Source organism: Pseudomonas morbosilactucae (assembly GCF_023241715.1).
Lineage (GTDB): Bacteria > Pseudomonadota > Gammaproteobacteria > Pseudomonadales > Pseudomonadaceae > Aquipseudomonas > Aquipseudomonas morbosilactucae.
The window spans coordinates 1-24,441 of sequence record NZ_JALQCW010000057.1; the positions used below are offsets into that span (position 1 = coordinate 1).

Here is a 24,441-nt window from a genome sequence, read left to right on the forward strand (position 1 = left end):
GCACGGCATAGCCGCTGACCCGGCTGAACGCTTCGTTGGCCTGGCACGATATAACCCGCAGGGTCCGGTGATGAGGATCGCCGGACGTCGAGGTGCTCGAATACCGTGGGCGGCCGATGCGCAGGTGCTTTTTCCGCGCGGCGCTGTTGGCTGATGTCGCGGCCGACGCCGAGCACGCCTTCGAAGCCCCCTTGTTCATCCCAGACCAGTACCAGGCGCAGCTCGATGGGGATCTTGCGCCCATCGCCACGCAGGCAGTCGAAGAGGAACAGCTGGGTCTGCACCTGGCTGCGCAGCTCAGCCAGTTGCTCGGGTTTGTCCAGGGCCTTGCTGACCCGGTCCATCAAGGTATAGATGCCGGTCAGTTGCTGAGGGTTGGCGATGGTCGATTGCCAGCCGTTCTGGAAGATCCAGTCCACGTCGTAACCCAGCACGGCTTGCACCGACGGGCTGACGTAGTTGAGGGACAGTTGGCTGTCGGTGGAGAAAATCACGTCGCTGATGCTTTCGGCGAGCATGCGGTAGCGCTGTTCGCTGTCACGCAGGGACTCGCTGGCCTCGATCTGATCGGTGATGTCCTTGGCCACGCCGATGATGCGTGTGACCTGGTCGTACTTGTCCCGGGCCAAGGCCTGTTCGCGGATCTCGAAGCGCCGCCACTGGCCGCTGCGGTGGCGGAAACGCAACTGGCATTGCAGCAGTTGCGCGTAGCCCGCATGGCGCTGTTCCTGGCGCAGGCGATGGTAGAGGTCGGCATCTTCGGGGTGCAGGAGGATTTCCCAGAAGTATTCGCCCATCTGGTGCAGTTCGGTCTTGTTGTAGCCGAGGGTCTGGCCCAGGTGGTGGTTGCTGAAAATCATCCGCTGGCTGATCACGTCCTGCACATACAGGTGATCGGGCACGGTGCGCACCACGTCGGACCAGAAACCCTCACGCTCCAGCAGCGACAGTTCGATCAGCTTGCGGCTGGTGATGTCGCTGATGCTGAGGATCACCGCGCGATAGTCGGCAGGGTCTTCCGGGAGGCGCAGCACCAGCCACAGATGCTGGTCGTGGCCCTGGGCGTCGCTGAGCTTGATCTCCAGCTCCAGCTGTTTCTGCTGGTTGAGCACGGCGTCCAGCAACTGGCTGCCAATCGCGTTGCCATTGAGTGCGCAGCCGTCGATCAACAGCTTCCAGGCCTGTTCGCAGGAGTCGACATTGAGCAGGCGCAGGGCGACCTGGTTGACTTCGGTGACCCGCAGTTCGCGCAGCAATTGCAGGCGTTGCTGCGGACTCTGTTCCTGCCAGCGCTTGAGCTGCTCGCTATTGCGCAAATGAGCCTTGTCCAGTTGCCCGGGCAGGCCGGAAACATCCAGCACACACAGGGCTACGCCTGTGCCTTCGAAAATGTCCTGGTAGCGGCGGCGGCCTTCGTGCAATTGGCGCTGGCGGCGGCGCATGTTCAACAGGGCGATCACCGGCAACAGGGAGAACGCCAGCCCCAGGAGACATTTGCCGATAAAGGCTGGCAGCAGTTGTTCAATCACCGCCCGTTCGTCGAAAAGGCCGCGCAATTGCCAGTCGCTGTTGCTCAGGGGTGTCACCAGCACGCTGTCGGCCATGTCTTCCGGGCTCAACAGGCCGGGCTTGGCCAAATCGGGGTGGGTACGGCTGACCACCAGTCGGGTGAGGCGGTTTTCCAGGACCCAGGCCGGTTTTTGCGCGGTTTCCTGGTCCCGAATCAACGTCTGGAAGAAGCTCGGCGCCAGGCGCAGCACCCAGTAACCCCTGACCGAACCGCTGGGTTGGTGCATTAACAGGGTGACCAGCGAACCGTCGCTCTCGTTGCTGAAGTAGTAGCGCTGGCCGTTGCTGCGCTGCACCAACTCCGCCAGCCAGGCCGCGTCCAGAGAGGTGCTGGCGCTGTCATTGACGATCTGACCGGAGGCATCCAGCAGGGCGATACTGCGCACGTCCGGCAACGACAACTGGAGCTTTTGCAGCAGTTGTTGCTGTTGTTCGGCGGTGTGGGGTTGTTCGACGATCGGTAGCAGATTCAGAGCGATCTGCGCATTAAGGGCCAGGTTCAGGCTCAGGTGATCGGCCTGGTCGGCACTGTAGTCGATGGCGTATTGCTGCTGGACCTTGCGGGTTTTCTGCAGTTGGTCGAGCAGTTGCCAGAACAGCAAGGCCAGGAGCAATAGCACCAGCGTCGCCAGTGCACCTTTAAGGGTGCCGCGCAGGGGGGAGCCGGGCGCAGGGATAGGCGCACGCGCGGGCGGTGGCGAAGTGACGTTGGGCAAGCTGTGATCCTGCGGTTTGGCTGGGCTGGCGCGACGTGCACTATAAGCCGGACGCCCGAAGGGCGGCTAGCATGCCTTGAGTTGTGGCAAAGTGCCAGTCCCGCTTGGCTGGACCTTGATCCGCCATTGAGGTAGTTTTGCCCGCTACACATAGGGGCGTTCCAGCTCCAGATCATCAGGTTTCTGTTCACGCCGGCATCGATTTGCGTCCATGCCGGCGCTGCGCATGGCCTGACACGGGCAGCGCCCGCTTCTATTCATCAGTCACTGACGCTAGGTTCACCATGGCTCAATACGTCTTCACCATGCATCGGCTGAGCAAAGTTGTTCCGCCGAAGCGGGAAATCCTGAAAAACATTTCTCTGTCCTTCTTCCCCGGCGCCAAGATCGGCGTACTCGGCCTTAACGGTTCGGGTAAGTCCACGTTGTTGAAAATCATGGCCGGCGTTGACACCGAGTTCGATGGTGAAGCGCGCCCGATGCCTGATCTGAATATCGGCTACCTGCCCCAGGAGCCGCAGTTGGATCCGACCAAGACCGTACGTGAAGTGGTCGAGGAAGCGGTCAGCGTGATCAAGGACGCCCAGGCCCGCCTGGACGAGGTCTACGCTGCCTACGCCGACCCGGATGCCGACTTCGACAAGCTGGCCGCCGAACAGGCCAAGCTCGAAGCCATCCTGCAAGCCAGCGACGGCCATAACCTGGAGCGTCAGCTGGAAGTCGCCGCCGACGCCCTGCGCCTGCCGGCCTGGGACGCCAAGGTCGAGCACCTGTCCGGTGGTGAAAAGCGTCGTGTGGCCCTGTGCCGCCTGCTGCTGTCTGCCCCGGACATGCTGCTGCTCGACGAACCAACCAACCACTTGGACGCTGACTCCGTGGCCTGGCTGGAGCATTTCCTCCACGACTTCCCGGGCACCGTGGTTGCGATCACGCACGACCGGTACTTCCTCGACAACGTCGCGGGCTGGATTCTGGAACTCGACCGCGGCGCCGGTATTCCTTACGAGGGCAACTACTCGGGTTGGCTGGAAGCCAAGTCCGACCGTCTGGCCCAGGAATCCAAGCAGCAGTCGGCCCATGAAAAGGCCATGAAAGAAGAGCTGGAATGGGTGCGCAAAGGCGCCAAGGCTCGTCAGTCGAAATCCAAGGCTCGTCTGCAACGCTTCGAAGAAATGCAGTCCCAGGAATTCCAGAAGCGCAGCGAAACCAACGAGATCTACATCCCGGCCGTCCGCGCCTGGGTGACAAGGTCATCGAGTTCAAGAACGTCACCAAGGGTTACGGCGATCGCGTACTGATCGACAACCTGTCGTTCGCCATGCCCAAGGGCGCCATCGTCGGCGTGATCGGCGGTAACGGTGCGGGTAAATCCACCCTGTTCCGTATGCTGATGGGCAAGGAAACCCCGGATTCCGGCAGCATCGAAATCGGTGAAACCGTGCAACTGGCGTGCGTCGATCAGAGCCGTGACGACCTGGACGGCAGCAAGACGGTGTTCCAGCAGATTTCCGATGGCTCGGACCAGATCCGCATCGGCAACTACGAAATTCCGTCCCGCACCTACGTGGGTCGTTTCAACTTCAAGGGCGGCGACCAGCAGAAGTTCGTCAAGGACCTGTCCGGTGGTGAGCGCGGTCGCTTGCACCTGGCCCTGACCTTGAAAGAGGGCGGCAACGTCCTGCTGCTCGACGAACCGTCCAACGACCTCGACGTTGAAACCCTGCGTTCCCTGGAAGAAGCCCTGCTGGACTTCCCGGGCGCCGCCATTGTGATCTCCCACGATCGGTGGTTCCTGGACCGTGTGGCCACTCACATCCTGGCCTACGAAGACGATTCGCAAGCCGTGTTCTTCGAAGGCAACTACACCGAGTACGAAGCCGATCGTAAGAAACGCCTCGGCGAAGCGGCTGCCCAACCGCACCGCGTGCGTCACAAGAAGCTGGCCTGATCTGGTCGCTGCTTGAACAGAACGGAGCCTTCGGGCTCCGTTTTTTTGCCCTCTTTCCGACCCTCTGGTAGCGACATTTCTGTAGGCGCCGGCTTGCCGGCGATCCACTTTTCCGTCTCACCAAAAGCGTGCGGCTCAGGCAGGAAGTGCCACCAATCCGGTGCACAAATCCCCTGAAAATCGTCGCCATTTATATTTAATGCACCATTTAAATTCATAACTGCGACATTTTGCGCTGTCGCGGTGCGATTTGAATTGATAAAGTTCCGGGCAAATCTCCCCTTAACGACAATAAATTTGCCGAGACTTCCCATGATCGAATCCGTCGAAGACTTCCTTGCCCGTCTGAAAAAACGCGACCCGGACCAGCCTGAATTCCACCAGGCCGTGGAAGAAGTACTGCGCAGTCTGTGGCCCTTTCTGGAGGCCAACCCGCACTACCTGACCTCGGGCATTCTCGAGCGTATTTGTGAGCCGGAACGCGCCGTGGTGTTTCGCGTTTCCTGGGTCGACGACCAGGGCAAGGTCCAGGTCAACCGCGGCTTCCGTATTCAGATGAACAGCGCCATCGGTCCGTACAAGGGCGGTTTGCGCTTCCATCCATCGGTGAATCTCGGGGTGCTGAAATTCCTCGCTTTCGAGCAGACCTTCAAGAATTCCCTGACGTCCCTGCCCATGGGCGGCGGCAAGGGCGGTTCGGACTTCAACCCCAAGGGCAAGAGCGACGCCGAGGTCATGCGCTTCTGCCAGGCCTTCATGAGCGAGTTGTATCGCCATATCGGCGCCGATGTGGACGTGCCCGCCGGTGACATCGGTGTCGGTGCCCGGGAGATCGGTTTCCTGTTTGGCCAGTACAAACGCCTGAGCAACCAGTTCACTTCAGTGCTGACCGGCAAGGGCATCAGCTACGGCGGCAGCCTGATTCGTCCTGAAGCCACCGGTTTTGGCTGTGTGTACTTCGCTGAAGAAATGCTCAAGCGCCGTGACCAGCGGGTTGAAGGCAAGCGCGTGGCGATCTCCGGTTCCGGCAACGTGGCGCAGTATGCGGCACGCAAAGTCATGGACCTGGGCGGCAAGGTGATTTCGCTGTCGGATTCCGAGGGCACCCTGTACTGCGAGTCCGGTCTGAGCGAAGAGCAATGGCAAGCGGTGCTGGAATTGAAGAACGTCAAGCGCGGGCGCATCAGTGAGCTGGCCAGCCAGTTTGGCCTGGAGTTCCTGGCCGGCCAGACGCCGTGGACCCTGGCCTGCGACATCGCCCTGCCGTGCGCCACACAGAACGAGCTGGACGCCGACGCGGCCCGCGCTTTGTTGCGTCAGGGCTGCATCTGCGTGGCCGAAGGCGCGAACATGCCGACCACCCTGGAGGCTGTGGATATCTTTATCGAGGCGGGCATTCTGTTCGCACCGGGCAAGGCATCGAACGCCGGTGGCGTGGCCGTCAGCGGTCTGGAAATGTCACAGAACGCCATGCGCCTGCTGTGGACTGCCGGAGAGGTGGACACCAAGCTGCACGCCATCATGCAGTCGATTCACCACGCCTGCGTGCACTACGGTGAAGAGAACGGTCGGATCAACTACGTCAAAGGTGCCAACATCGCTGGCTTCGTCAAAGTCGCTGATGCGATGCTGGCACAAGGCGTGGTCTGAGTCGTTTCAGGCCGGCTCGATGCGGATGATCTCGATCAACTGATCCCCAGCCGGCCTTTTCCACAGCACTTCATCGCCGGGTTGCGCGCCAAGCAGGGCGCGACCCAAAGGCGAGCCCCAGTTAATCAGGCCCAGGCCGACATCGGCCTGATCCTCTCCCACCAGTTGCACCTGCTGCTCGTTCCCCTGTTCATCCGCGAAGGTCACTCGGCTGCCGATCTGCACCTGTTGGGTGGACGTGGCGGGTGCGGTGAGCTGGGCGCTTTGCAGGCGCTGATTGAAGTAGCGCAGGTCCCGCTCCAGGTCGGCCAGCCGCTGTTTGTCCGCAGCATCGCCCTGGGCGCTGTGTTCGCTGTGCTGGGTTTGCAACTGCGTGACCTTGGCCTGCAACGCGGCAAGGCCTTGGGGTGTGACGTAATTGGGCTGGGTGCTGACCAGGCGCTCAACCGGCGTGTCGGCCTGATCGGCAGCCTGGTCTTCGTTGACGAATGCGCGGCTCATGGCAATTCTCCGAGGGTGGAGGTTGGACCCTGCTCGCAGCCTTTTAGTGTCGGCGGTTATCCGAGAGCGACTCACTGCGAACGATAGGCGCGGGCGGCGTCACGGTCCTTCTCTTGCTGCCAGGCCCGTTCCCGCTCATCCCAATGGTGTTCACGGTATTCGGTGCGATCCTGATTTTCCAGCATGGCCTGACACTGCCTGAAACCGTCGCTCCAGCCTTCGGCATATTGCGCGTCCTTGAGGTAGCGCGGCACGTTCTTGCGGAACTCGCCGGTGATGGCGCCGGCGGCTTGTCGGCCACTGACACAGCCATCATCGAAACCATCGGCAAAGGCCGGTGGATAGCCCTGGGCAAGCAAATGCTCGTGGGTGGACTCGCACCCGCCGATCACCAGAAAAAGCACCACTAACCACCCGAACCGCCACATGCCTGACTCCTACGCCGGATTACGGCTGATGGCATCAGTCTAGAAGTCGATTCGTCGCTACCTCGTGAAAGCCAGGTGAAGAATTAGCAGGCCAATGCGGCTGTTGCCCCTAGTAGTGGTACCACTTGAGTTCCAGCATCACTTCATTCTCGGCGGTGGCCAGGTGGCTGAATTCGCGTTGCGCGCTGAGGCGCAGACCGAGGTTGCGTGACAGCTCCCACTGTTGGTTGAGGCTCAGGCTGCGGCGGACTTCGCCATTGGTGAAGTAGTCGCCCTTGGCTTCGACGCTGAAGTTGCCCAGCGGGTTTTTCCACAGCAAGCCAGTGTTGAACCCGGCGGCCGGGGAGATAAAGGCCGAGAAGTCGTTATTGTGCTCGACCCGCACGGTACCCAGGGCAAAGCCCAGGGTGTTCTCGCCCAACTGCCAGGTGCCACCGGCGCCGCCATTGACGTGGCTGACCAGGGTCTCATCGTCATGCTTGCCCGGCACGCGCTCCAGGCCGCCGGTGACTTGCCAGGACCAGGGCTGCAGCAGTTCGTTGCGCGGCGTCAGGGAGCGAATGGTGGCCAGGTCCAATTGCTGCAACTGCCAACGATTGCCTTCGTACTGGCGCAGTTTCATTTGCAGGATTTCAATCTGCGCGCCCAGGGGGAAACCTTCGGCGTTGTCGTTGAGGTCGTGATAGGCCATGCGCAGGCCGTATTCGCCAAACGCCTGGTCGCCCCGGGTGCCGATACCGACTTGCCAGGTGCGGGATTCGTGGCCGTCTTCCGGTAGGCCGGGACGCTCGATCTGCAACTCTGGCGCAGGGTTGCGGTTGATTGCCCGGAGCAGTTCGAAGCTGCGCTGCGAGCGCGCAGGGTCGCGCTCCTGGCCGTTGGCCCGGTAGCGCTCCAGGCGATAGGCCGCGTCGACGATCAGCGCCTGGCGATCCCTTGGCAGGGCTTTGAAGTCGGCGTCTTGCAGGTGCTGCTGATCGGCGCTGACCTTGAGCACCCATTGCTGCTCCTCGCCGTTCAGGGGCTCGGCGCGGCTGAGCAGTTCACGCTCACGGGACGGTCGATAGTCGATCTTTTCCACCAGCCCGGCTTCCTTCACCGCCTTGACGGTGTCGGTGGGGATCGCAGTCAGAGGGAATTGCTCGGTCAGCTTCAGGCCCGGGCGCGCCACTTGCAGCAACTCCAGCAATCGATAGGAGCAGTTCTCGTCGAAGAAGAAGTAGTCGAACTGGATCTGCTTGAGTTCCCAGACGTGCTCGACCATGCGCTCGGTTTCAACCTGGGTCAGGTTCAGCCGGTATTCCCAGAGGTCGCGGTTTTCCAGGCTGCGGTATTCCGAGAGTTTCTCCTGGTAGGGCACCAGGGCGAACAGGCCCGGGTAGCCGCCCATCAGGCCTTTCCAGGCGTAGAGGATGCTGTTGTCCGAGCCTTCGATGTAGGCGCCGAAGTTGATGGCGTAGCTGAGCAGGGCGGTGTTGTTGCTTTGCACGTCGGCCTGGTCGATACGCAGCAGGGTGTGGCCGAACATCGACGACGGGCTGTTGAGGTAAGCCGCCGGGAAGATCATCACCGCGCTGTGGGGCGCGACGTCCTTGAACCACTGCTTGAATTCGCTGCAGGCCACGGTGGGCAGGTCGGTGAGTTGTAACTGGTCCTTGAGCCAGCGGGTGCGTGCCGGGTACACGCATTGGGCGTGCTGCTCACCGGCGCTGGCCGGGGCGTACAGGGCTTGCAGGGTGGCGGCCAGTTCGGCGTCAGGGTGCTGCGCGCCGTCTTTGGCGAGGAAAAACTTCGCGTCGCTGACGTAGCTGCGCCAGCCGCCCAGCTTGGCGCTCTCGTAGTGCCCCAGGGAGATCCAGAACGGATCATTGGCCAACTGCTGCAAACGTGGATTGTCGATAGCGGGCGCGGCGGACAGCGGGGCGCAGACACAGAGCGCCAGGTAGGCAAGGCGTTTGAGCATGGTGGGCAACTTAAGTCGAAAGAAACAAAGGCCCGTTAAGGGTCAGCTCCCAAAAAACAAAAGCCCGCTCTTGGGGAAGAGCGGGCGGGTCGAGCTTAAGCTGGAGTTGCGTACTTGGCCAGACGAGCGTCGCTTTTCAGCACGGCCAGGGTGTTGGTGTGCACATCATCCGCAGTCACGTCGGCTTTGCTGAAGATCTGTTGGAAGTGCTCATGGGTAACAGCGGCGAAATGCGCGCGGTCTTCAGGAGCAACGCCCAGCACCACAGCGTAGGTGGTCAGTGCTTCGCCCTGACCTTTGGCCATGTCTTCAGAGAGCTCGTTCATCATGCCATTCATGGCAATCCAGGATTTACCGCCATAAGTCAGTGCCGAGTTGGTCGAGCAACCGTTGGTGCCGGAAGTCATACCGAACGTGGCGTTGCCGGAGGTGCCGTTGGTGGTGGAAGCCAGGAAATGCGCCGGGGTGCCACGCTGACCTTCAAACAGCATGTTGCCCCAACCACAATCCGGACCGCCTGGCGCTTGGGCCATGGCGTTGATGGATACTGCGGTGAAAAGAGTACCGAGAAGAATCCGTTTCATAGCTGTGTTCTCTTTGTGTGCAAACCAATGGACAAGGGGTGCTGGCCAATGTCAGCGCCAGTTGGGCCGGTTATTAGTCCAGCCGCGCAGTTTGGAGTTTAGGCAGGTTCCAAGGGTTCCGTGACTTTTTACAAAACATTCGCTGACATAGCCGGTTTTCCGGGGGGCGGCTGGGCGCATCACCCTTGTCTATGCTTTCGCCCTAGGCGCGCCTTGCCAGCCGGGCATACCCGGCGCCAGAATGCCGCCATCTGCCCCGCCTGATGTAAGGAAGCCCGATGCCTGATCCTGTTGCTGCCAGCTTGCGTCTAGCGCCCGAAGCGCTGACCCGTCCTTTTTCCGCTGAACAGTTCAGCTTCTCGACCACCAATGATTTGGAGCCCTTTCGCGGTGTGCTTGGCCAGGAACGTGCGGTTGAAGCCTTGCAGTTCGGGGTGGCCATGCCGCGCCCCGGTTACAACGTGTTTGTCATGGGCGAGCCCGGTACCGGCCGCTTCTCGTTTGTTAAACGCTACCTGAAGGCGGAAGGTAAACGCCTGCAGACCCCGGCCGACTGGGTCTACGTCAACAACTTCGATGAACCCCGCGAGCCTCGTGCCCTGGAGCTGCCGGCAGGCGGTGCAGCCGCGTTCATCGCGGACATCAACGGCCTGATCGACAACCTGGTCGCGACGTTCCCGGCGGTGTTTGAACACCCGACTTATCAACAGCGCAAGAGCGCCATCGACCGTGCCTTCAACCAGCGCTACGACCGCGCCCTGGACGTGATCGAGCGTCTGGCCCTGGAAAAAGACGTGGCGCTGTACCGCGACAGTTCCAACATTGCCTTTACGCCGATGCTCGATGGCAAGGCTCTGGACGAAGCTGAGTTCTCGCAACTGCCAGAAGCCGATCGCGAACGTTTCCACACGGATATTTCCGAGCTCGAAGAGCGCCTCAACGAAGAACTCGCCAGCTTGCCCCAGTGGAAGCGTGAGTCGAACAACCAGATGCGCCAGTTCAACGAAGAAACCATCACCCTGGCCTTGCAGCCGCTGTTGGCACCGTTGTCCGAGCAGTACGCAGAGAACGCCGCGGTCTGCGGTTACTTGCAGGCGATGCAGGTGTACCTGCTGAAAACGGTGGTCGAGCAATTGGTGGATGACGCCAAGACCGACGCCCAGGCCCGCAAGCTGCTGGAAGAACAGTACTGCCCGAGCCTGGTGGTCGGCCATCCGGTCAGCGGCGGTGCGCCAGTGGTGTTCGAGCCGCATCCAACGTACGACAACCTGTTCGGTCGCATCGAATACAGCACCGATCAGGGCGCGCTCTACACCACCTATCGCCAGTTGCGTCCGGGGGCTTTGCACCGTGCCAACGGCGGCTTCCTGATCCTCGAAGCCGAGAAAATGCTCAGCGAGCCCTTTGTCTGGGACGCCCTCAAACGTGCCTTGCAATCGCGCAAGTTGAAGATGGAGTCCCCGTTGGGCGAACTGGGCCGTTTGGCGACGGTGACCCTCAATCCGCAAGTGATCCCATTGCAGCTCAAGGTCATCATCATTGGCTCCCGCCAGCTGTATTACGCCCTGCAAGACGCCGATCCGGACTTCCAGGAGATGTTCCGGGTGCTGGTGGATTTTGACGAAGACATTCCGATGGTCGATGAAAGCCTGGAGCAGTTCGCCCAGTTGCTGAAAACCCGCACCTCGGAAGAAGGCATGGCGCCTCTGACCTCCGATGCCGTGGCGCGTCTGGCGACCTACAGCGCGCGGCTGGCAGAGAACCAGGGGCGCTTGTCGGCGCGGATCGGTGATCTGTTCCAACTGGTCAGCGAGGCCGATTTCATTCGCCACCTGGCGTCTGACGAGAAGACCGACGCCGGGCACATCGAGCGTGCACTCAAGGCCAAGGCCACGCGCACCGGGCGTGTTTCAGCGCGGATTCTCGATGACATGCTGGCCGGGGTGATTCTGATCGACACCGCCGGTGCGGCAGTGGGCAAGTGCAACGGCCTGACGGTGCTGGAGGTCGGTGATTCGGCGTTCGGGGTGCCGGCGCGGATTTCCGCCACGGTCTACCCGGGCGGCAGCGGGATTGTCGACATCGAGCGCGAGGTCAACCTCGGGCAGCCGATTCACTCCAAGGGGGTGATGATCCTCACCGGTTACCTGGGCAGCCGTTATGCCCAGGAATTCCCCCTGGCGATCTCGGCGAGTATCGCCCTGGAACAGTCTTACGGTTATGTGGACGGTGACAGCGCGTCCCTGGGTGAGGCCTGTACCTTGATTTCGGCCCTGTCGAAGACGCCGCTCAAGCAGTGCTTCGCCATCACCGGTTCAATCAACCAGTTTGGTGAAGTGCAGGCGGTGGGCGGGGTCAACGAAAAGATCGAAGGCTTCTTCCGCCTTTGCGAAGCCCGGGGCCTGACCGGCGAGCAGGGGGCGATCATTCCCCAGGCCAACGTCGCCACCCTGATGCTCGACGAGAAGGTGTTGCAGGCCGTGCGCGACGGCAAGTTCCACGTCTACGCGGTGCGTCAGGCCGACGAGGCCCTCAGCCTGTTGGTCGGCGAGCCGGCTGGCGAGCCGGATGCGGACGGTCAGTTCCCGGAAGACAGCGTCAATGGTCGAGTGGTGGAGCGCCTGCGCGCCATCGCCGAAATGATCAGTGAAGAGGACCTCAAAGAGGCGGAAAAAGAGCTGGCGCAAGAGGCGTTGGCAGACACCAAGCCCGCCTGAATCGGGCGTGCGGCGAGGGCTTGTACCTCGCCGCAGGTGTCAGCGACTTGGCGCCAACTTTTGCCGATAGACCATTCGGCGCCTGTTGCCTTGGTCAACTTTGTTTATCGGGCTTTTCTTCTATCCTCAGGGCAAGGAGAACGACAGTCGTCACTGGAACGAAACAGTCTTCTCGCGGAGGCTGAACGCCGGATCTACCGAGGGTCGCCGCCATGTCGCGCAACCTCTGCCTCACCCGCCAATGCCTTGGCCTGGTTACCCGCATCGAATGCTGCATTCGTCCCCTGGCCGGGGATAAGGGGATGTGGACCTTGCTGTTTGCCGCCGGAATGGCCGGTGAGCAACCGTCTGCGATCAAGGCCCAAGGCCCGTTCTGCGGCCCGTTGGTGGCCGAATCCATCCTTGATTCCATCGTCCAGAGCCTGACCACCCATGGTTATGAACTGGCCGATGATCCGCAGATCTGGTGCCTGCATCTGCAGGCGCAACTGCGCCAGATCAATGGCGAGCGCAGTCGCAACATCCAGTTTCACCCCGAGCATTGAGGCTTATTGGGCAGGGGGTTGCGCTTCGAGCTTGTCCAGTTTGACCTCGAAGCCATATTCCACGGTGTTGAGTTCGGTGCGCATGAAGGTTTCCAACTGGGTGGGTTGCCCATAGAAGTAATGCACGTCGAACACGGCCGGGCCCTGGTCAGAGGCTTGATGACTGACGCTGAGGATTTCCTTGAGGTACTGGCCGCTGTCGTCTTTGGCGTAGAAGCGCCAAGTGTCCGCCGGGAACAGGCGTTGGTCGACGATCAACGCATTGCCTTTGAGCGTCAGGCCTTCGGGCAGGGTGCGGGCGGAGAGGGATTGATGGTCGACGCTGGCCAGGAACAGCGGGACCGAGCCTACGGCGTAGGCCGGTGTTTCAGGAAATAGGTTGAGGTCGTAGGTGATGACTCCGCGCAACGGGTCGATTTCGAAGGCTTCGGTCGGCAGCTCGATCGGCTCGCCCCGTTTCCCATTGTCATCCTGGGTGAAGAACGTCAGCGGGGTTTCACCCACGTCGAACGCTGAGCCCAGCAATTCGTCATTGAAGGTCTTGGGGTGGTTGAACTCGATGCGCGATGCGCTGGAGTCTTCCACCGACTGGCTGATAGTTACGGACTTTTTCAACGACGCCTCATCGAGGTCGGCGCCTTTCAGGTAGGCCGTCGCCTGGTCGTCATACACCACCACCGGCATTGGCAGGGGCTGGATATTCTTGTCGGTGGTCTGGCGTTCGAAATGCTGCACCGGCAGTTCCAGGTCTTTGCGGGTCACGCTGGCCTGGGAAAAATCGAGCACGCTGACTTCCAGCTTATCGATCATCCCGTTGAAGTAGACCTTGCTGTAGTGGTTGCGCTGCTGGCGTTCGAAGTCCTTTTGCTCGCTTTCCAACTGCTGCTCGAAGCTGTCGCTCCAGGCTGACTGTTTCTGCATGGTTGCCAGTTGTTTCTCGTAAAAAGCGATTTGCTGGGTGTTTTCGTTGATCGACCCGGAGCGGGAAAGCAGTTGCCCGCTGGCATCGCGAGCCTGGGCCAGCAGCGGGTTCAGTGCGGCGTCGGCGACTTCGGTGGGTAGCGCTGCGCTGTTGCTCAACTGGATCTCGGCGACGTTCTTGCCCAGGGACATCAAGGTCACGCTGATGTTGTCGTCGGTGCGGGTCTTGCCCACATCGCCCTTGCCCAGCACAAAGGTCTGTACCCGGCGCGGGGCTATCACTTCGACTTTGCCTTGCAGCGTGACGGGTTGGGGCTGGTGCTTGTTGTCCACTTCCAGCCCTTCGATGAAGGGGTAGGTCACGGTCAGGTCATCCGGGTTGGTCAGGTTGGAACTCGAAGGGCTGAGCTGGATGCCCGGGTCGGTTTCCGACCACTCCGGCTGAAAGGGGATGACTTTTTTGTTGCTCAGGGTGACGGACTGCCATTCCAGGCCGTGGGGGAACGGAAACTCCGCAGGCATGGTGAAGTTGAAGGGGAACACCGGCTGCAAGTCGATCAGGTAGTCGGAACTCGAGGCCTTGCGCAGCACGAACAGGCCGTTGATGTAGGCATCCACCAGGGCTTGCGGGCTGGGGTAATGCTTGAGCAAAGCCAGGGCATCCTCCCCGTACTCGGTTTCGATGGGCTTGCTCTCGAGTTTGAGGCGCGCGCGTTCCAGCAACAGCAGCGAGCCGCCAAGGTCGGCAATGGCCTCTTTGAGCTTCGGGTCCTGGATGCTGTCCAGGGACTTTTCGAACTGCGCGGTCTTGTCGTCGAGGCTGACCTGGCGCTTCTCATCACTCGGCGAGCACCCGCCGCTGAGCAGCAGGGCAATGCAGAGACCGATGCTCGCTAAAGGCAATCGCACATCCATTTTCCGTCTTCCTGTCCGATGTATGTGAACGCTGTGACAGGCTCCGACACTAGCAGAAAACGCGTCTGTAAAAAGCCGCAGGTCGTGGATTTGTCGGTGGTTTATGGGGATTCGGCGCACTGATATACTCGCCGCCGTTTTCAGACCAGGTGCGAGATTCAATGGAACGTTTAATCGAAAATGCGATGTACGCCTCACGCTGGTTGCTGGCACCCATCTATTTTGGTCTGTCGTTGGGGCTGCTAGCGCTGGCTTTGAAGTTCTTCCAGGAAGTCTTCCACGTCATCCCCAATGTGTTTTCCATGGCCGAATCGGACCTGATCCTGGTGTTGTTGTCGTTGATCGACATGGCCCTGGTGGGCGGCTTGCTGGTGATGGTGATGATTTCCGGCTACGAGAACTTCGTCTCTCAGTTGGATATCGACGAGGACAAAGAGAAACTCAGCTGGCTGGGCAAGATGGACTCTTCGTCCTTGAAGATGAAGGTCGCGGCCTCCATCGTGGCGATTTCCTCGATCCACCTGCTGCGGGTGTTCATGGACGCCAAGAACACGCCCACCGATTACCTGATGTGGTACGTGATCATCCACATGACGTTTGTGGTGTCGGCCTTTGCCATGGGTTACCTGGACAAGCTGACCAAGCACTGATCTGTCGACCGCAACAAGACCCGCGACGCCCGGCCGTTACACAACGCCCGGGCGTTTTTATTGGCGGTTTGTGGGCTACAAGCAGCCGGCCATCACCACATTGTCGGTGACATAGCAGGGGTTCTCCGGCTTTTGCAGTTCGATGTCGTAGTCATAGAGCAGGGGGCTGATGCTGACTAGTTTGTAGGCTTCTATAGTGGCCGGCTCGCCGTAGTAGTACTGCACGTCGAACATCGCCGAGCCGTAGGCTTTATCCAGATGGCTGACTTGATGGATCTTGCGCAGGTAGCGGCCCTGGCTGTCCCGGGCAAAGAAGCGCCAGCGCTCCTTGGGGAACGGCTTGCTTTCGATAATCAGCGCATTGCCTTGCAGGCGCATGCCCGGGGGGAGGGCGTCGACCGGGTACAGGGTCTTTTCCACTTTTGGATGGATCAGGGTCATGGTGCCCTTGGCAAACGCCGGCTCCCGGCGGAAGTCGGCGGGGCTGTAGCTGATCCACCCTTCGTAGGGATCGACGTCATAGACGTTGGGGCTCACGTCCATCAGGTCGCCGTGCCTGCCGAGCTTGTCCTGGGTATAGAAGTCGACTTTGCGGTCGATGGGGCGCCCGGGGATCTTCCAGTCGAAGGGCAGGTCGCTGCGAAAGCGGATTCTGGCGTAGCGGACGCTGACCAGTTCGGACTGCACCTTGACGCTCTGGCGGTGCTCTTCCTCGCTCATGGCGTAGCGGCCGGTCTGTTCGGCGATGCGCTCGTCATAGACCACGGCAGTGGCCGGCATGGGCTGCAGTGTCTTACCCACCAGGGTTGGGGCGAAGGTATCGACGGCCGTCTTCAGCGTCTGGCGTTCCACCTTGGCGGCAGAGAAGTCCAGGGCGGTGACTTTGAGGCTGGCCAACTCGCCGGAGAAGTACTGCTTTTTGTAGCGGCTGGCCTGGCCCCGGTGGAATGCCGCGAGCTGTTGGCGCTGCCGGTCAAAAAATCCGGGGTCATAGCTGGGTTGTTGCAGCAGCGTCTGCAGTTGTTGGTCTTCGAAGGCCCGTTGCTGTGGGGCCTTTTCAATGCTGCCTTCGGCCTTCAGGTAGTTGCCGTCGCGGTCCTGGGCCTGGATCACCAAGGGGTCGAGGCCTCGCTCCGAGAGCTCCGGCGCCAGCGCCGCGCTGTTGTGCAGTTCGAACTCGGCGGAGTACGGGCCGACCTTGAGCAGGGTGACGCTGAGGTTGCCCTGGGTACGGGTGCTGCCGACATCCTTGGGCGAAAAGCTGAACACCTGGACCTGGCTTGGAATAACGATTTCTACGTGGCCGTTGAGGGCGACGACTGGCGGGCGGTGTTCCGAATCCGGTGCCGGTTGGCCTTTTTGCCGGTCGTGCAGTTCAAACACCCCGGGGTTCACTTTGATCAGGGAGACGCCGGTCTCTGCCACGGTGTTGCCGAGGGCAATCACGCGGCCGTCAGCCAGGCTGGCTGAGTCCCAATCCAGGGTGGCGGGGAACAGTGGCTTTACCGGGTAGTCGCGGATAAACGGTGAACCGATGATCAGGGTGCTGGCGGAGGCTTGGCGCGGGTAGTTTTTGAAAAACAGGCTGCCCAGCCAGCGCTGGGCGGCGATGCTCAAGTCTGGGTACTGCTCGATCAGCGCGTTGGCGTCCAGGCTATGGCGGGCCTCCTCAGGCGGCCTGTCGAGCACCAAGGCCTGGCGCTGCTCTTTGTACCAGTCTTGCAACTGCTGGATCGCCCGCTTCTCCAACTCGGGGTCGCCGAGGGCCTCTGCTTGGTGGTAACGCTCCCTGTAGGTGTTTTCCAGGATTTGTTCGGGGCCTGGTGCCAGGTAGAGATACAGAGCCACGCCGGCTGCTGCCAGAGTGCTGGCAGCAAGGGCGAGATAGATGCGTTTCAACGGCATGACTGGCCATCCGTTGGCGGAGAAATCAGAGGGTCAAGATCCATTTGTGGATATCCAATTACGTGTAGGAAAAGTAGACGCGGCGGCGACACTAACAGAAACCGCATTGGCTGTTCTGTCCGCCGTTGGTCCAGAGACCCTGTCCGCTCCTTGTGCTTTTGGGGCGCCAGGCATATGCCTGTAGTGTCACGGGCTTGAATTGCACGAGGTGCGTTTATGAACCTGCAAGAAATGAATGCCTATGCCATTGCTGGCAAGGTCGACGAGTTGAACTTGATCTCCCTGGAAGGTGGGATCTACCTGCTTGAGGCCCGCATGCACGGCGCCGCCTATCCCCTGAGCGACAACCAGGGGCACATGTTCCACCTGCGCTCGGTGGAGCATGCGCGCGAAGTGCTGCAGGCGTTTCCGAAGCTGCCCTTTCACTTGATACACACCTCGGTGCACGACGAGATGTGTGGCCTGGCCGCCAGCGCCGAAGAAAGCCTGAAGGTGCCGATCACCCTGCGCTCAAGCTGGTAAGGCAGGGCGCCCGCTCATCATGGCGACAGCTTCTGTGCTAGTCTGCTCGCCCTTTTGGTTCCGGGCGCCCCGGAATGCGCTGTGCACGCACGGCAAATTCCCGAGCCGTCCCCACAGCGGAGCAGTTTCATGTCCGAAGTAAATCTGTCCACCGACGAAACCCGCGTCAGCTACGGCATTGGCCGTCAGTTGGGCGACCAACTGCGCGACAACCCGCCACCGGGCGTGAGCCTGGACGCAATCCTGGCGGGTTTGACCGACGCGTTCGCCGGCAAGCCTAGCCGTGTTGGCCAGGAAGAAATGTCCGCCAGCTTCAAAGTGATCCGCGAGATCATGCAAGCCGAAGCCGCTGCCAAAGCTGAAGCCGCTGCCGGTGCCGGCCTGGCTTTCCTGGCTGAAAACGCCAAGCGTGACGGCATCACCACCCTGGCTTCCGGCCTGCAATTCGAAGTGTTGACCCAAGGTGAAGGCGCCAAGCCATCCCGTGAAGACAGCGTGCGCACGCACTACCACGGCACCCTGATCGACGGCACTGTGTTCGACAGCTCCTACGATCGTGGCCAGCCTGCGGAATTCCCGGTTGGCGGCGTGATCGCGGGCTGGACCGAAGCCCTGCAACTGATGAATGCCGGTAGCAAATGGCGTCTGTACGTGCCAAGCGAGCTGGCTTACGGCGCGCAAGGCGTGGGCAGCATTCCGCCCCACAGCGTCCTGGTATTCGACGTCGAGCTGCTCGACGTTCTGTAAGCCATACCCCGCTGTGCGGGAGCCGGTTTGCAAGCGAGGCGGGCGGCGCGGTTCAACCCTGAACCCGTGCCGAAGCCTTCGCTGGCAAGTCGGCTCCTACAGGTTTTGCAGTGAGTCTCATACCTGGAACTTGGTATGCAGATCGGACGCCGGGCGCAAGGCTCTGGCGTAGCAGAACAAAAACAGGTTGCGCACCAGTTCCTTGAGCACCACGGGCTCGCTGGAGCTCAAACCGTTCAGGTCCAGATCTCCTTGGTCCTGCAGCTCGTTGAGGGCTTCTTCTTCCAGTACCGCACAAACTTCCCCGGTCTCCCGATGGAGAATCCGCAGGTAAGGCTGTGGGCGGTCCAGCCAGGCGTCGATTAAATAAGTCATGGTTCTCATCTCCTTGATGGGGTTAGGTGAGAATAATTCTTATTCAATGAATAGCAAGTACCTATTGGCAGTTTCTGCTTTTTTCTGTGGGGAAATTGCTGTCGGTCAAAAGGGCTGGCCTTTTGCTATGGCGGGGCGGCGAGGCGGGGGAAGAGGGCGCCATCCCGCGTCAGGCGCGGGATGGAGGCAGAAGCATCAGACTTTGCGGACGAACTCGGACTTGAGTTTCATCGGACCGATGCCGTCGATCTTGCAGTCGATGTCGTGGTCGCCGTCGCACAGGCGGATGTTCTTGACCTTGGTGCCGACCTTGACCACCAGGGACGTGCCCTTGACCTTGAGGTCCTTGATCACGGTGATGGTGTCGCCGTCTTGCAGGACGTTGCCCACGGAGTCTTTTTTCACGGTGTCATCAGAGGTCGCCTCGGCTTCGCCGGTGGCGGACCACTCATGGGCGCACTCCGGGCAGATCAGCTGGGCGCCGTCTTCATAGGTGTATTCGGAATTGCATTTTGGGCAGGGTGGCAAAGTGCTCACTAACGCTCCTTGATTTCAGGATGGCTAAAAAGCGCACATTGTATAGGGTTTTTGTCGGGAAGGGGCGGGGCAAGGCAGTGCCAGCAAGCCGGCCCCATTGCGGGAGCCGGCTTGCGAGTCATGGATCAGTGGGTGCGGGCGACGGCGAACTCGCTGAGCTCCACCAGGGCATCGCGGTACTCGCTGGGTGGCAGTGCTTCGAGGCAAGTGATGGCTCGGGCTACATAGTCGCGGGCCAACTGGGCAGTGTAGTCCAGGGAACCGGACGCTTCGACGGCCGCGCGGATGCTTTCCAGGTCTTCGATACCGCCTTTCTGAATCGCCTTGCGCACCAGTGCCGCCTGTTCGGGCGTGCCTTCGCGCATGGTGTAGATCAGTGGCAGAGTCGGTTTGCCTTCGGCCAGGTCATCGCCGACGTTCTTGCCCAGGGTCTCCGCGTCGCCGCGGTAGTCCAGCAAGTCGTCCACCAGTTGGAAGGCCACACCCAAGTGGTCGCCAAAGGTCCGCAGGGCTTCGCTCTGCTCCGGCGTGGCGCCAGCCAGGGCGGCGGCGCTGTGGGTCGAGGCTTCGAAAAGCATCGCCGTCTTGCCGCGGATGACTTCCATGTAGGTTTCTTCGGTGGTGCTGGCGTCACGAACCTTCGACAGCTGCAGCACTTCGCCTTCGGCGATGATGCGAGTGGCCTGGGACAGGATCTTCATCACCTGCATCGAGCCCAACTCGACCATCATTTCGAAGGAGCGCGAGTACAGGAAGTCACCGACCAAGACGCTGGGCGCGTTGCCCCACATGGCGTTGGCCGTGGAGCGGCCACGGCGCATGCCGGACATGTCGACCACGTCGTCATGCAGCAGGGTCGCGGTGTGCAGGAACTCGATGGTGGCGGCCAGCAGGCGCAGGTCATCGCCTTCGCGGCCCAGGGCCTTGCCACACAGCAGCACCAGCAGAGGACGCAGGCGCTTGCCACCAGCCGAAGTGATGTAGTCGCCGATTTTCGATACCAGCGGCACTCGAGACGTCAGTTGCTTCTTGATGATGTCGTCGACGGCGCTAAAATCGTCCGCCACCGCGCGGTAGAAAGCTTGGGGTTGCATCAGCGACAGGTGCTCCAGAAGGGTTGCGCGGCATGCTAGGACCCGCGTCCGCGGGTGTCAAGGCGCGATGGACGGCCACTTGCATAGGCTTTGCGCCTTGCGTACAATCGCGCACCCTGAACTTCCTGGGCAGCACCTGCCTTACGCAATTGCACTTGGGCCGTTCCAGCCCCATGCAGCCATGCCAGCCAATACCTCTTCTTATAAAGAGCTGGGTGAGCAGGATTATCGGAGAAATACCATGTACGCAGTAATCGTTACCGGCGGTAAGCAATACAAGGTCGCTGAAGGTGAATACCTGAAGATCGAAAAACTGGAAATCGCTACTGGCGAATCCGTGACTTTTGACCGCGTTCTGTTGGTCGCCAATGGCGATGACGTGAACATCGGCGCTCCTGTTGTTGCTGGCGCAACCGTCAAGGCTGAAGTGATCTCCCAAGGTCGTCACGATAAAGTCCGCATCATCAAGTTCCGTCGTCGTAAGCACCACATGAAGCGTATGGGCCACCGCCAGTGGTTCACCGAGATCAAAATCACCGGTATTCAGGCTTAATTACAGCCTAATTCCTCACTAGGAGAATTGAACTCATGGCACACAAAAAAGCTGGTGGTAGTACCCGTAACGGTCGCGACTCAGAAGCCAAACGCCTTGGCGTGAAGATGTATGGCGGCCAGAAAATCATTCCGGGCAACATCATCGTGCGTCAGCGCGGCACCCAATTCCACGCTGGCTACGGCGTTGGCATGGGTAAAGATCACACCCTCTTCGCGAAAATCGAAGGCGTGATCAAGTTTGAAGTAAAAGGCGCTTTCAACCGCCGTTACGTGAGCGTTGTCGCCGCTTAATTGCGCGCACGCTGGAAAAGCCCTGTCTCGCGACGGGGCTTTTTCGTTTGTGGGGTGAGTCTCTTGCAAAACTGTTTGTATGGGCTGCTGGCGCTGGATGTTTCGGTCGTTGATTGAGGTCGCTGCGCTCATTTTTGCAAGAGTCTTATGTCTTAGTGTTTTTCGGCTCGCCCGTGCGGCGAGAGGCGTTTGGTTATGAAGTTTGTTGATGAAGTATCGATTCGAGTAAAAGCGGGCGACGGCGGCAATGGCTGCATGAGTTTCCGTCGGGAAAAATTCATCGAAAACGGTGGTCCGAACGGTGGTGATGGTGGTGATGGCGGCTCGATCTACATGATCGCCGACGAAAACCTCAACACCCTGGTCGACTACCGCTACACCCGGCATTTCGATGCCGAGCGCGGTTCCAATGGCGGCAGCACCGATTGCACCGGCAAGAAAGGTGAGGATCTGGAGCTGCGCGTTCCGGTCGCACCACGGTGATCGATGCGGGCACCCAGGAAATCATTGGTGACCTGACCAAGGCGGGCCAGCGCCTGCTGGTGGTCCAGGGTGGCTGGCACGGGCTGGGTAACTCCCGGTTCAAATCCAGTACTAACCGTGCGCCACGCCAGACCACGCCAGGCAAGCCGGGCGAGCAGCGTGATCTCAAGCTGGAGCTGAAGGTGTTGGCGGATGTGGGTCTGCTGGGCTTGCCGAATGCTGGCAAAAGTACCTTTATCCGTTCGGTTTCCGCGGCCAAACCGAAAGTCGCCGACTACCCGTTCACCACGCTGGTGCCGAACCTGGGTGTGGTCAGCGTTGATCGCTGGAAGAGCTTTGTGATTGCCGACATCCCGGGCTTGATCGAGGGTGCTTCCGATGGCGCGGGCCTGGGGATTCGCTTCCTTAAGCACTTGGCGCGTACCCGGATCCTGCTGCACTTGGTGGACATGGCGCCGCTGGATGAAAGCAGCCCTGCTGATGCGGCGGAAGTGATCGTCAACGAGCTGGTCAAGTTCAGTCCGTCCCTGGCGGAGCGCGAGCGTTGGTTGGTGCTGAACAAGTGCGACCAGATCCTTGAAGAAGAGCATGAAGAGCGGGTCAAGGAGATCGTTGATCGTCTGGAGTGGACGGGCCCGGTGTACGTGATCTCGGCTATCTCCAAGGACGGCACCGAGCGCCTGAGTCGCGACATCATGCGGTACCTTGAAGATCGTGCTGATCGCCTGGCGGCCGACCCGGCCTATGCCGACGAGCTGGCCGAGCTGGATCAGCGTATCGAAGACGAGGCGCGTGCCCAGTTGCAGGCCCTGGATGACCAGCGTGCTCTGCGTCGCAGTGGTGTGAAGAGCGTGCACGACATCGGTGACGATGACTGGGATGAAGAGGATGTGGATGATGACGACGGTCCGGAAATCATTTACGTCCGCGACTGATTCGTTGCGAGCGGGCTAGCCCGCGAAGACGGTTTATCTGGCTGGGCGCGGTGTTATCATCGCTGCCAAGCCAGCTTCCAAGGCGCCGCTCATTTGAGCGGCGTTTTGGTGTCTGCAAGGTGTCAATACGAATAACCCCATGAGTGACGCTCGGTCGCGTCGCTCGCTGGCAAAGGTTGAATAAAATGCGGAGCAAGGTGACAGGTGCGCAGCGCTGGGTCGTGAAGATCGGTAGTGCACTGCTGACAGCGGATGGCAAAGGGCTGGATCGCGCAGCAATGGGTGTTTGGGTCGAGCAGATGGTGGCCTTGCATGAGGCGGGCGTTGAGCTGGTACTGGTTTCCTCCGGCGCAGTAGCGGCCGGCATGAGTCGCCTGGGCTGGACCGCACGACCGAGTGCGATGCATGAGCTGCAGGCGGCTGCGGCCATTGGTCAGATGGGGCTGGTGCAGGCGTGGGAGTCGAGTTTTGCCGAGCATGGCCGGCATACCGCGCAGATCCTCCTCACGCATGACGACCTTTCCGATCGCAAGCGCTACCTCAATGCCCGCAGCACCTTGCGCGCCCTGGTCGAGCTCAAGGTGATCCCGGTCATCAACGAAAACGACACTGTGGTCACTGACGAGATTCGCTTTGGCGATAACGACACGCTGGCGGCGCTGGTGGCTAACTTGGTGGAAGCGGACTTGTTGGTGATCCTGACGGATCGCGATGGCATGTTCGATGCGGACCCGCGTAACAATCCCGATGCACAGCTGATTTACGAAGCCCGAGCCGATGATCCGGCGCTGGATGCGGTGGCGGGCGGTACCGGTGGCGCCCTAGGGCGTGGCGGTATGCAGACCAAGCTGCGTGCGGCGCGTCTGGCGGCGCGTTCCGGTGCGCATACCATCATTGTTGGTGGTCGCCTGGAGCGGGTTCTGGATCGCTTGAAAGCGGGTGAGCGCATTGGCACCTTGCTGTCGCCTGAGCGCGGCATGCTGGCGGCGCGCAAGCAGTGGCTGGCCGGGCACTTGCAGACCCGCGGTACCTTGGTGCTGGATGCGGGCGCGGTGTCCGCCCTGTCCCAAGGCAACAAGAGTTTGTTGCCGGTGGGTGTGAAGCAGGTCCAGGGCGGTTTCCGGCGTGGTGAGATGGTGGTGTGCGTGGCGCCTGATGGGCGTGAAATCGCTCGCGGCCTGGCCAACTACAGTGCCTTGGAGGCGCAGAAAATCATCGGTCAGTCGTCTGAGGCGATTGTCGGTCTTCTCGGTTACATGGCTGAACCGGAACTGGTTCACCGCGATAACCTGATTCTGGTTTGAGTGGCGTAAGGAAAAGCGAATGCGCGTAGCAAAAGGATTGTTGGGTTTGCTCTTGGCGATGCCGTTGTTAGCGTCAGCTGAAGAGATTGGTCAGGTTTCCACGGTGTTCAAATTTGTCGGGCCCAATGATCGCATTGTGGTTGAGGCGTTTGACGATCCGAAGGTGGATGGCGTGACCTGCTATTTGTCCCGGGCCAAGACGGGTGGGGTGAAGGGTGGTTTGGGCTTAGCTGAGGATCGTGCCGAGGCCTCGATCGCTTGCCGCCAAGTTGGGCCTATCGCGTTCAAGGGCGAGCTCAAGGATGGCGAGGAGGTGTTCAAGGAGCGCACGTCCCTGGTGTTCAAGACCATGCAGGTGGTGCGTTTCCTCGACAAGAAGCGCAATACCCTGGTGTATCTGGTCTATAGCGATCGCTTGATCGAGGGCAGTCCACAGAATGCGGTGACCGCGATTCCGATTCTGCCGTGGGCGCATCAGTGACTGCTTAAGGTCGCTGTCGCCGGCAAGCCGGCTCCTACAGGGTGCTTTTGTGGGGGTTGGCGGATTGGAGAAAACGTAGGCAATAAAAAACCGACCCTAGGGTCG

At 60.5% G+C, this 24,441-nt stretch carries 20 protein-coding genes and 3 pseudogenes; 12 read left to right on the top strand and 11 right to left on the bottom strand.

Annotated features, from left to right (window positions below; translation table 11 throughout):
- Positions 1-2,285 (bottom strand): annotated as a pseudogene (locus M1B34_RS20555) (PAS domain-containing protein); the annotation flags it as partial.
- 284 nt (positions 2,286-2,569) lie between these two features.
- On the opposite strand from M1B34_RS20555, the pseudogene ettA reads away from it, so the two are divergent.
- A pseudogene (gene ettA, locus M1B34_RS20560) lies at positions 2,570-4,233 on the top strand (energy-dependent translational throttle protein EttA).
- Here ettA and M1B34_RS20565 read toward each other — a convergent pair.
- Positions 4,215-4,547 carry a hypothetical protein gene (locus M1B34_RS20565; protein ID WP_268266093.1) on the bottom strand — a complete coding sequence of 111 codons (333 nt, stop codon included), beginning with the start codon at positions 4,545-4,547 and terminating at the stop codon, positions 4,215-4,217. The pseudogene ettA and the gene M1B34_RS20565 sit on opposite strands and share 19 nt — an antisense overlap.
- Between M1B34_RS20565 and gdhA the strand changes: the two genes are divergently transcribed.
- The gene (gene gdhA, locus M1B34_RS20570; protein ID WP_123334846.1) at positions 4,546-5,883 is read left to right on the top strand and encodes an NADP-specific glutamate dehydrogenase; all 1,338 of its coding nucleotides are present in this window, start codon (positions 4,546-4,548) and stop codon (positions 5,881-5,883) included. The genes M1B34_RS20565 and gdhA overlap by 2 nt on opposite strands.
- 6 nt (positions 5,884-5,889) lie before the next feature.
- Here gdhA and M1B34_RS20575 read toward each other — a convergent pair whose 3' ends face one another.
- The 4 genes from M1B34_RS20575 to M1B34_RS20590 form a co-directional block, all read right to left on the bottom strand.
- On the bottom strand, positions 5,890-6,384 hold the full coding sequence (locus M1B34_RS20575) for a GreA/GreB family elongation factor (RefSeq protein WP_268266094.1): 495 nt from the start codon (positions 6,382-6,384) through the stop codon (positions 5,890-5,892).
- A 71-nt stretch (positions 6,385-6,455) separates the two neighbouring features.
- Entirely contained in the window at positions 6,456-6,812 is a 357-nt protein-coding gene (locus tag M1B34_RS20580; protein WP_123334851.1) for a hypothetical protein, read from the bottom strand.
- A 109-nt stretch (positions 6,813-6,921) separates the two neighbouring features.
- Positions 6,922-8,775 carry a DUF7840 domain-containing protein gene (locus M1B34_RS20585; protein ID WP_123334854.1) on the bottom strand — a complete coding sequence of 618 codons (1,854 nt, stop codon included), beginning with the start codon at positions 8,773-8,775 and terminating at the stop codon, positions 6,922-6,924.
- Between the two features lie 95 nt (positions 8,776-8,870).
- On the bottom strand, positions 8,871-9,359 hold the full coding sequence (locus tag M1B34_RS20590; protein ID WP_123334856.1) for a DUF3015 domain-containing protein: 489 nt from the start codon (positions 9,357-9,359) through the stop codon (positions 8,871-8,873).
- 278 nt (positions 9,360-9,637) lie between these two features.
- On the opposite strand from M1B34_RS20590, the gene M1B34_RS20595 reads away from it, so the two are divergent.
- Positions 9,638-12,076, top strand: coding sequence for a Lon protease family protein (locus M1B34_RS20595; RefSeq protein ID WP_123334858.1), 2,439 nt, complete (start codon positions 9,638-9,640; stop codon positions 12,074-12,076).
- Between the two features lie 212 nt (positions 12,077-12,288).
- Positions 12,289-12,621, top strand: coding sequence for a PA4575 family protein (locus M1B34_RS20600; protein ID WP_123334860.1), 333 nt, complete (start codon positions 12,289-12,291; stop codon positions 12,619-12,621).
- 3 nt (positions 12,622-12,624) lie between these two features.
- On the opposite strand, the gene M1B34_RS20605 is transcribed toward M1B34_RS20600, so the two are convergent.
- Positions 12,625-14,457: a hypothetical protein gene (locus M1B34_RS20605; protein WP_123334862.1), complete on the bottom strand. Its 1,833-nt coding sequence runs from the start codon at positions 14,455-14,457 to the stop codon at positions 12,625-12,627.
- A 161-nt stretch (positions 14,458-14,618) separates the two neighbouring features.
- On the opposite strand from M1B34_RS20605, the gene M1B34_RS20610 reads away from it, so the two are divergent.
- On the top strand, positions 14,619-15,107 hold the full coding sequence (locus M1B34_RS20610; RefSeq protein WP_123334864.1) for a TIGR00645 family protein: 489 nt from the start codon (positions 14,619-14,621) through the stop codon (positions 15,105-15,107).
- Between the two features lie 75 nt (positions 15,108-15,182).
- Here the strand turns inward: M1B34_RS20610 and M1B34_RS20615 are convergent, their stop codons facing one another.
- Positions 15,183-17,012, bottom strand: coding sequence for a hypothetical protein (locus M1B34_RS20615; RefSeq protein WP_268266095.1), 1,830 nt, complete (start codon positions 17,010-17,012; stop codon positions 15,183-15,185).
- A 216-nt stretch (positions 17,013-17,228) separates the two neighbouring features.
- Here M1B34_RS20615 and M1B34_RS20620 point away from each other — a divergent pair, with 216 nt between their 5' ends.
- Positions 17,229-17,534, top strand: coding sequence for a DUF6482 family protein (locus M1B34_RS20620; protein ID WP_123334868.1), 306 nt, complete (start codon positions 17,229-17,231; stop codon positions 17,532-17,534).
- A 129-nt stretch (positions 17,535-17,663) separates the two neighbouring features.
- Positions 17,664-18,281: a BamJ family beta-barrel-assembly machinery protein gene (gene bamJ / locus M1B34_RS20625; protein WP_123334870.1), complete on the top strand. Its 618-nt coding sequence runs from the start codon at positions 17,664-17,666 to the stop codon at positions 18,279-18,281.
- 117 nt (positions 18,282-18,398) lie between these two features.
- Here the strand turns inward: bamJ and M1B34_RS20630 are convergent, their stop codons facing one another.
- From M1B34_RS20630 to M1B34_RS20640, 3 genes are all read right to left on the bottom strand, one after another.
- Positions 18,399-18,656 carry a PA4570 family protein gene (locus tag M1B34_RS20630; RefSeq protein WP_123334872.1) on the bottom strand — a complete coding sequence of 86 codons (258 nt, stop codon included), beginning with the start codon at positions 18,654-18,656 and terminating at the stop codon, positions 18,399-18,401.
- A gap of 195 nt (positions 18,657-18,851) precedes the next feature.
- A complete protein-coding gene (locus M1B34_RS20635) occupies positions 18,852-19,193 on the bottom strand; it encodes a zinc ribbon domain-containing protein YjdM (RefSeq protein ID WP_123334874.1) in 342 nt (113 codons plus the stop codon).
- Between the two features lie 125 nt (positions 19,194-19,318).
- On the bottom strand, positions 19,319-20,287 hold the full coding sequence (locus M1B34_RS20640) for a polyprenyl synthetase family protein (protein ID WP_123334876.1): 969 nt from the start codon (positions 20,285-20,287) through the stop codon (positions 19,319-19,321).
- Positions 20,288-20,528: 241 nt separating this feature from the next.
- Here M1B34_RS20640 and rplU point away from each other — a divergent pair, with 241 nt between their 5' ends.
- From rplU to M1B34_RS20665, 5 genes and pseudogenes are all read left to right on the top strand, one after another.
- Positions 20,529-20,840, top strand: coding sequence for a 50S ribosomal protein L21 (rplU, locus tag M1B34_RS20645; protein WP_007924746.1), 312 nt, complete (start codon positions 20,529-20,531; stop codon positions 20,838-20,840).
- Between the two features lie 35 nt (positions 20,841-20,875).
- Positions 20,876-21,133: a 50S ribosomal protein L27 gene (rpmA, locus tag M1B34_RS20650; protein WP_003176049.1), complete on the top strand. Its 258-nt coding sequence runs from the start codon at positions 20,876-20,878 to the stop codon at positions 21,131-21,133.
- A gap of 195 nt (positions 21,134-21,328) precedes the next feature.
- Positions 21,329-22,551, top strand: a pseudogene (gene cgtA / locus M1B34_RS20655) (Obg family GTPase CgtA).
- Between the two features lie 185 nt (positions 22,552-22,736).
- Positions 22,737-23,855 carry a glutamate 5-kinase gene (proB, locus tag M1B34_RS20660; RefSeq protein ID WP_123334880.1) on the top strand — a complete coding sequence of 373 codons (1,119 nt, stop codon included), beginning with the start codon at positions 22,737-22,739 and terminating at the stop codon, positions 23,853-23,855.
- A gap of 19 nt (positions 23,856-23,874) precedes the next feature.
- Positions 23,875-24,336 carry a CreA family protein gene (locus M1B34_RS20665; protein WP_123334882.1) on the top strand — a complete coding sequence of 154 codons (462 nt, stop codon included), beginning with the start codon at positions 23,875-23,877 and terminating at the stop codon, positions 24,334-24,336.
- The last annotated feature ends 105 nt before the right edge of the window (positions 24,337-24,441 follow it).

Excerpts from the sequence above, each read along its gene's own strand:
- M1B34_RS20590 (WP_123334856.1), bottom strand. The coding sequence starts at position 9,359 with ATGAAACGGATTCTTCTCGGTACTCTTTTCACCGCAGTATCCATCAAC.
- M1B34_RS20600 (WP_123334860.1), top strand. The coding sequence starts at position 12,289 with ATGTCGCGCAACCTCTGCCTCACCCGCCAATGCCTTGGCCTGGTTACC.
- M1B34_RS20665 (WP_123334882.1), top strand. The coding sequence starts at position 23,875 with ATGCGCGTAGCAAAAGGATTGTTGGGTTTGCTCTTGGCGATGCCGTTG.
- rplU (WP_007924746.1), top strand. The coding sequence starts at position 20,529 with ATGTACGCAGTAATCGTTACCGGCGGTAAGCAATACAAGGTCGCTGAA.
- M1B34_RS20630 (WP_123334872.1), bottom strand. The coding sequence starts at position 18,656 with ATGACTTATTTAATCGACGCCTGGCTGGACCGCCCACAGCCTTACCTG.
- gdhA (WP_123334846.1), top strand. The coding sequence starts at position 4,546 with ATGATCGAATCCGTCGAAGACTTCCTTGCCCGTCTGAAAAAACGCGAC.
- M1B34_RS20580 (WP_123334851.1), bottom strand. The coding sequence starts at position 6,812 with ATGTGGCGGTTCGGGTGGTTAGTGGTGCTTTTTCTGGTGATCGGCGGG.
- M1B34_RS20610 (WP_123334864.1), top strand. The coding sequence starts at position 14,619 with ATGGAACGTTTAATCGAAAATGCGATGTACGCCTCACGCTGGTTGCTG.
- M1B34_RS20585 (WP_123334854.1), bottom strand. The coding sequence starts at position 8,775 with ATGCTCAAACGCCTTGCCTACCTGGCGCTCTGTGTCTGCGCCCCGCTG.
- M1B34_RS20620 (WP_123334868.1), top strand. The coding sequence starts at position 17,229 with ATGAACCTGCAAGAAATGAATGCCTATGCCATTGCTGGCAAGGTCGAC.
- M1B34_RS20640 (WP_123334876.1), bottom strand. The coding sequence starts at position 20,287 with ATGCAACCCCAAGCTTTCTACCGCGCGGTGGCGGACGATTTTAGCGCC.
- M1B34_RS20565 (WP_268266093.1), bottom strand. The coding sequence starts at position 4,547 with ATGGGAAGTCTCGGCAAATTTATTGTCGTTAAGGGGAGATTTGCCCGG.
- proB (WP_123334880.1), top strand. The coding sequence starts at position 22,737 with ATGCGGAGCAAGGTGACAGGTGCGCAGCGCTGGGTCGTGAAGATCGGT.
- M1B34_RS20605 (WP_123334862.1), bottom strand. The coding sequence starts at position 14,457 with ATGGATGTGCGATTGCCTTTAGCGAGCATCGGTCTCTGCATTGCCCTG.
- M1B34_RS20575 (WP_268266094.1), bottom strand. The coding sequence starts at position 6,384 with ATGAGCCGCGCATTCGTCAACGAAGACCAGGCTGCCGATCAGGCCGAC.
- rpmA (WP_003176049.1), top strand. The coding sequence starts at position 20,876 with ATGGCACACAAAAAAGCTGGTGGTAGTACCCGTAACGGTCGCGACTCA.
- M1B34_RS20595 (WP_123334858.1), top strand. The coding sequence starts at position 9,638 with ATGCCTGATCCTGTTGCTGCCAGCTTGCGTCTAGCGCCCGAAGCGCTG.
- M1B34_RS20615 (WP_268266095.1), bottom strand. The coding sequence starts at position 17,012 with ATGCCGTTGAAACGCATCTATCTCGCCCTTGCTGCCAGCACTCTGGCA.
- bamJ (WP_123334870.1), top strand. The coding sequence starts at position 17,664 with ATGTCCGAAGTAAATCTGTCCACCGACGAAACCCGCGTCAGCTACGGC.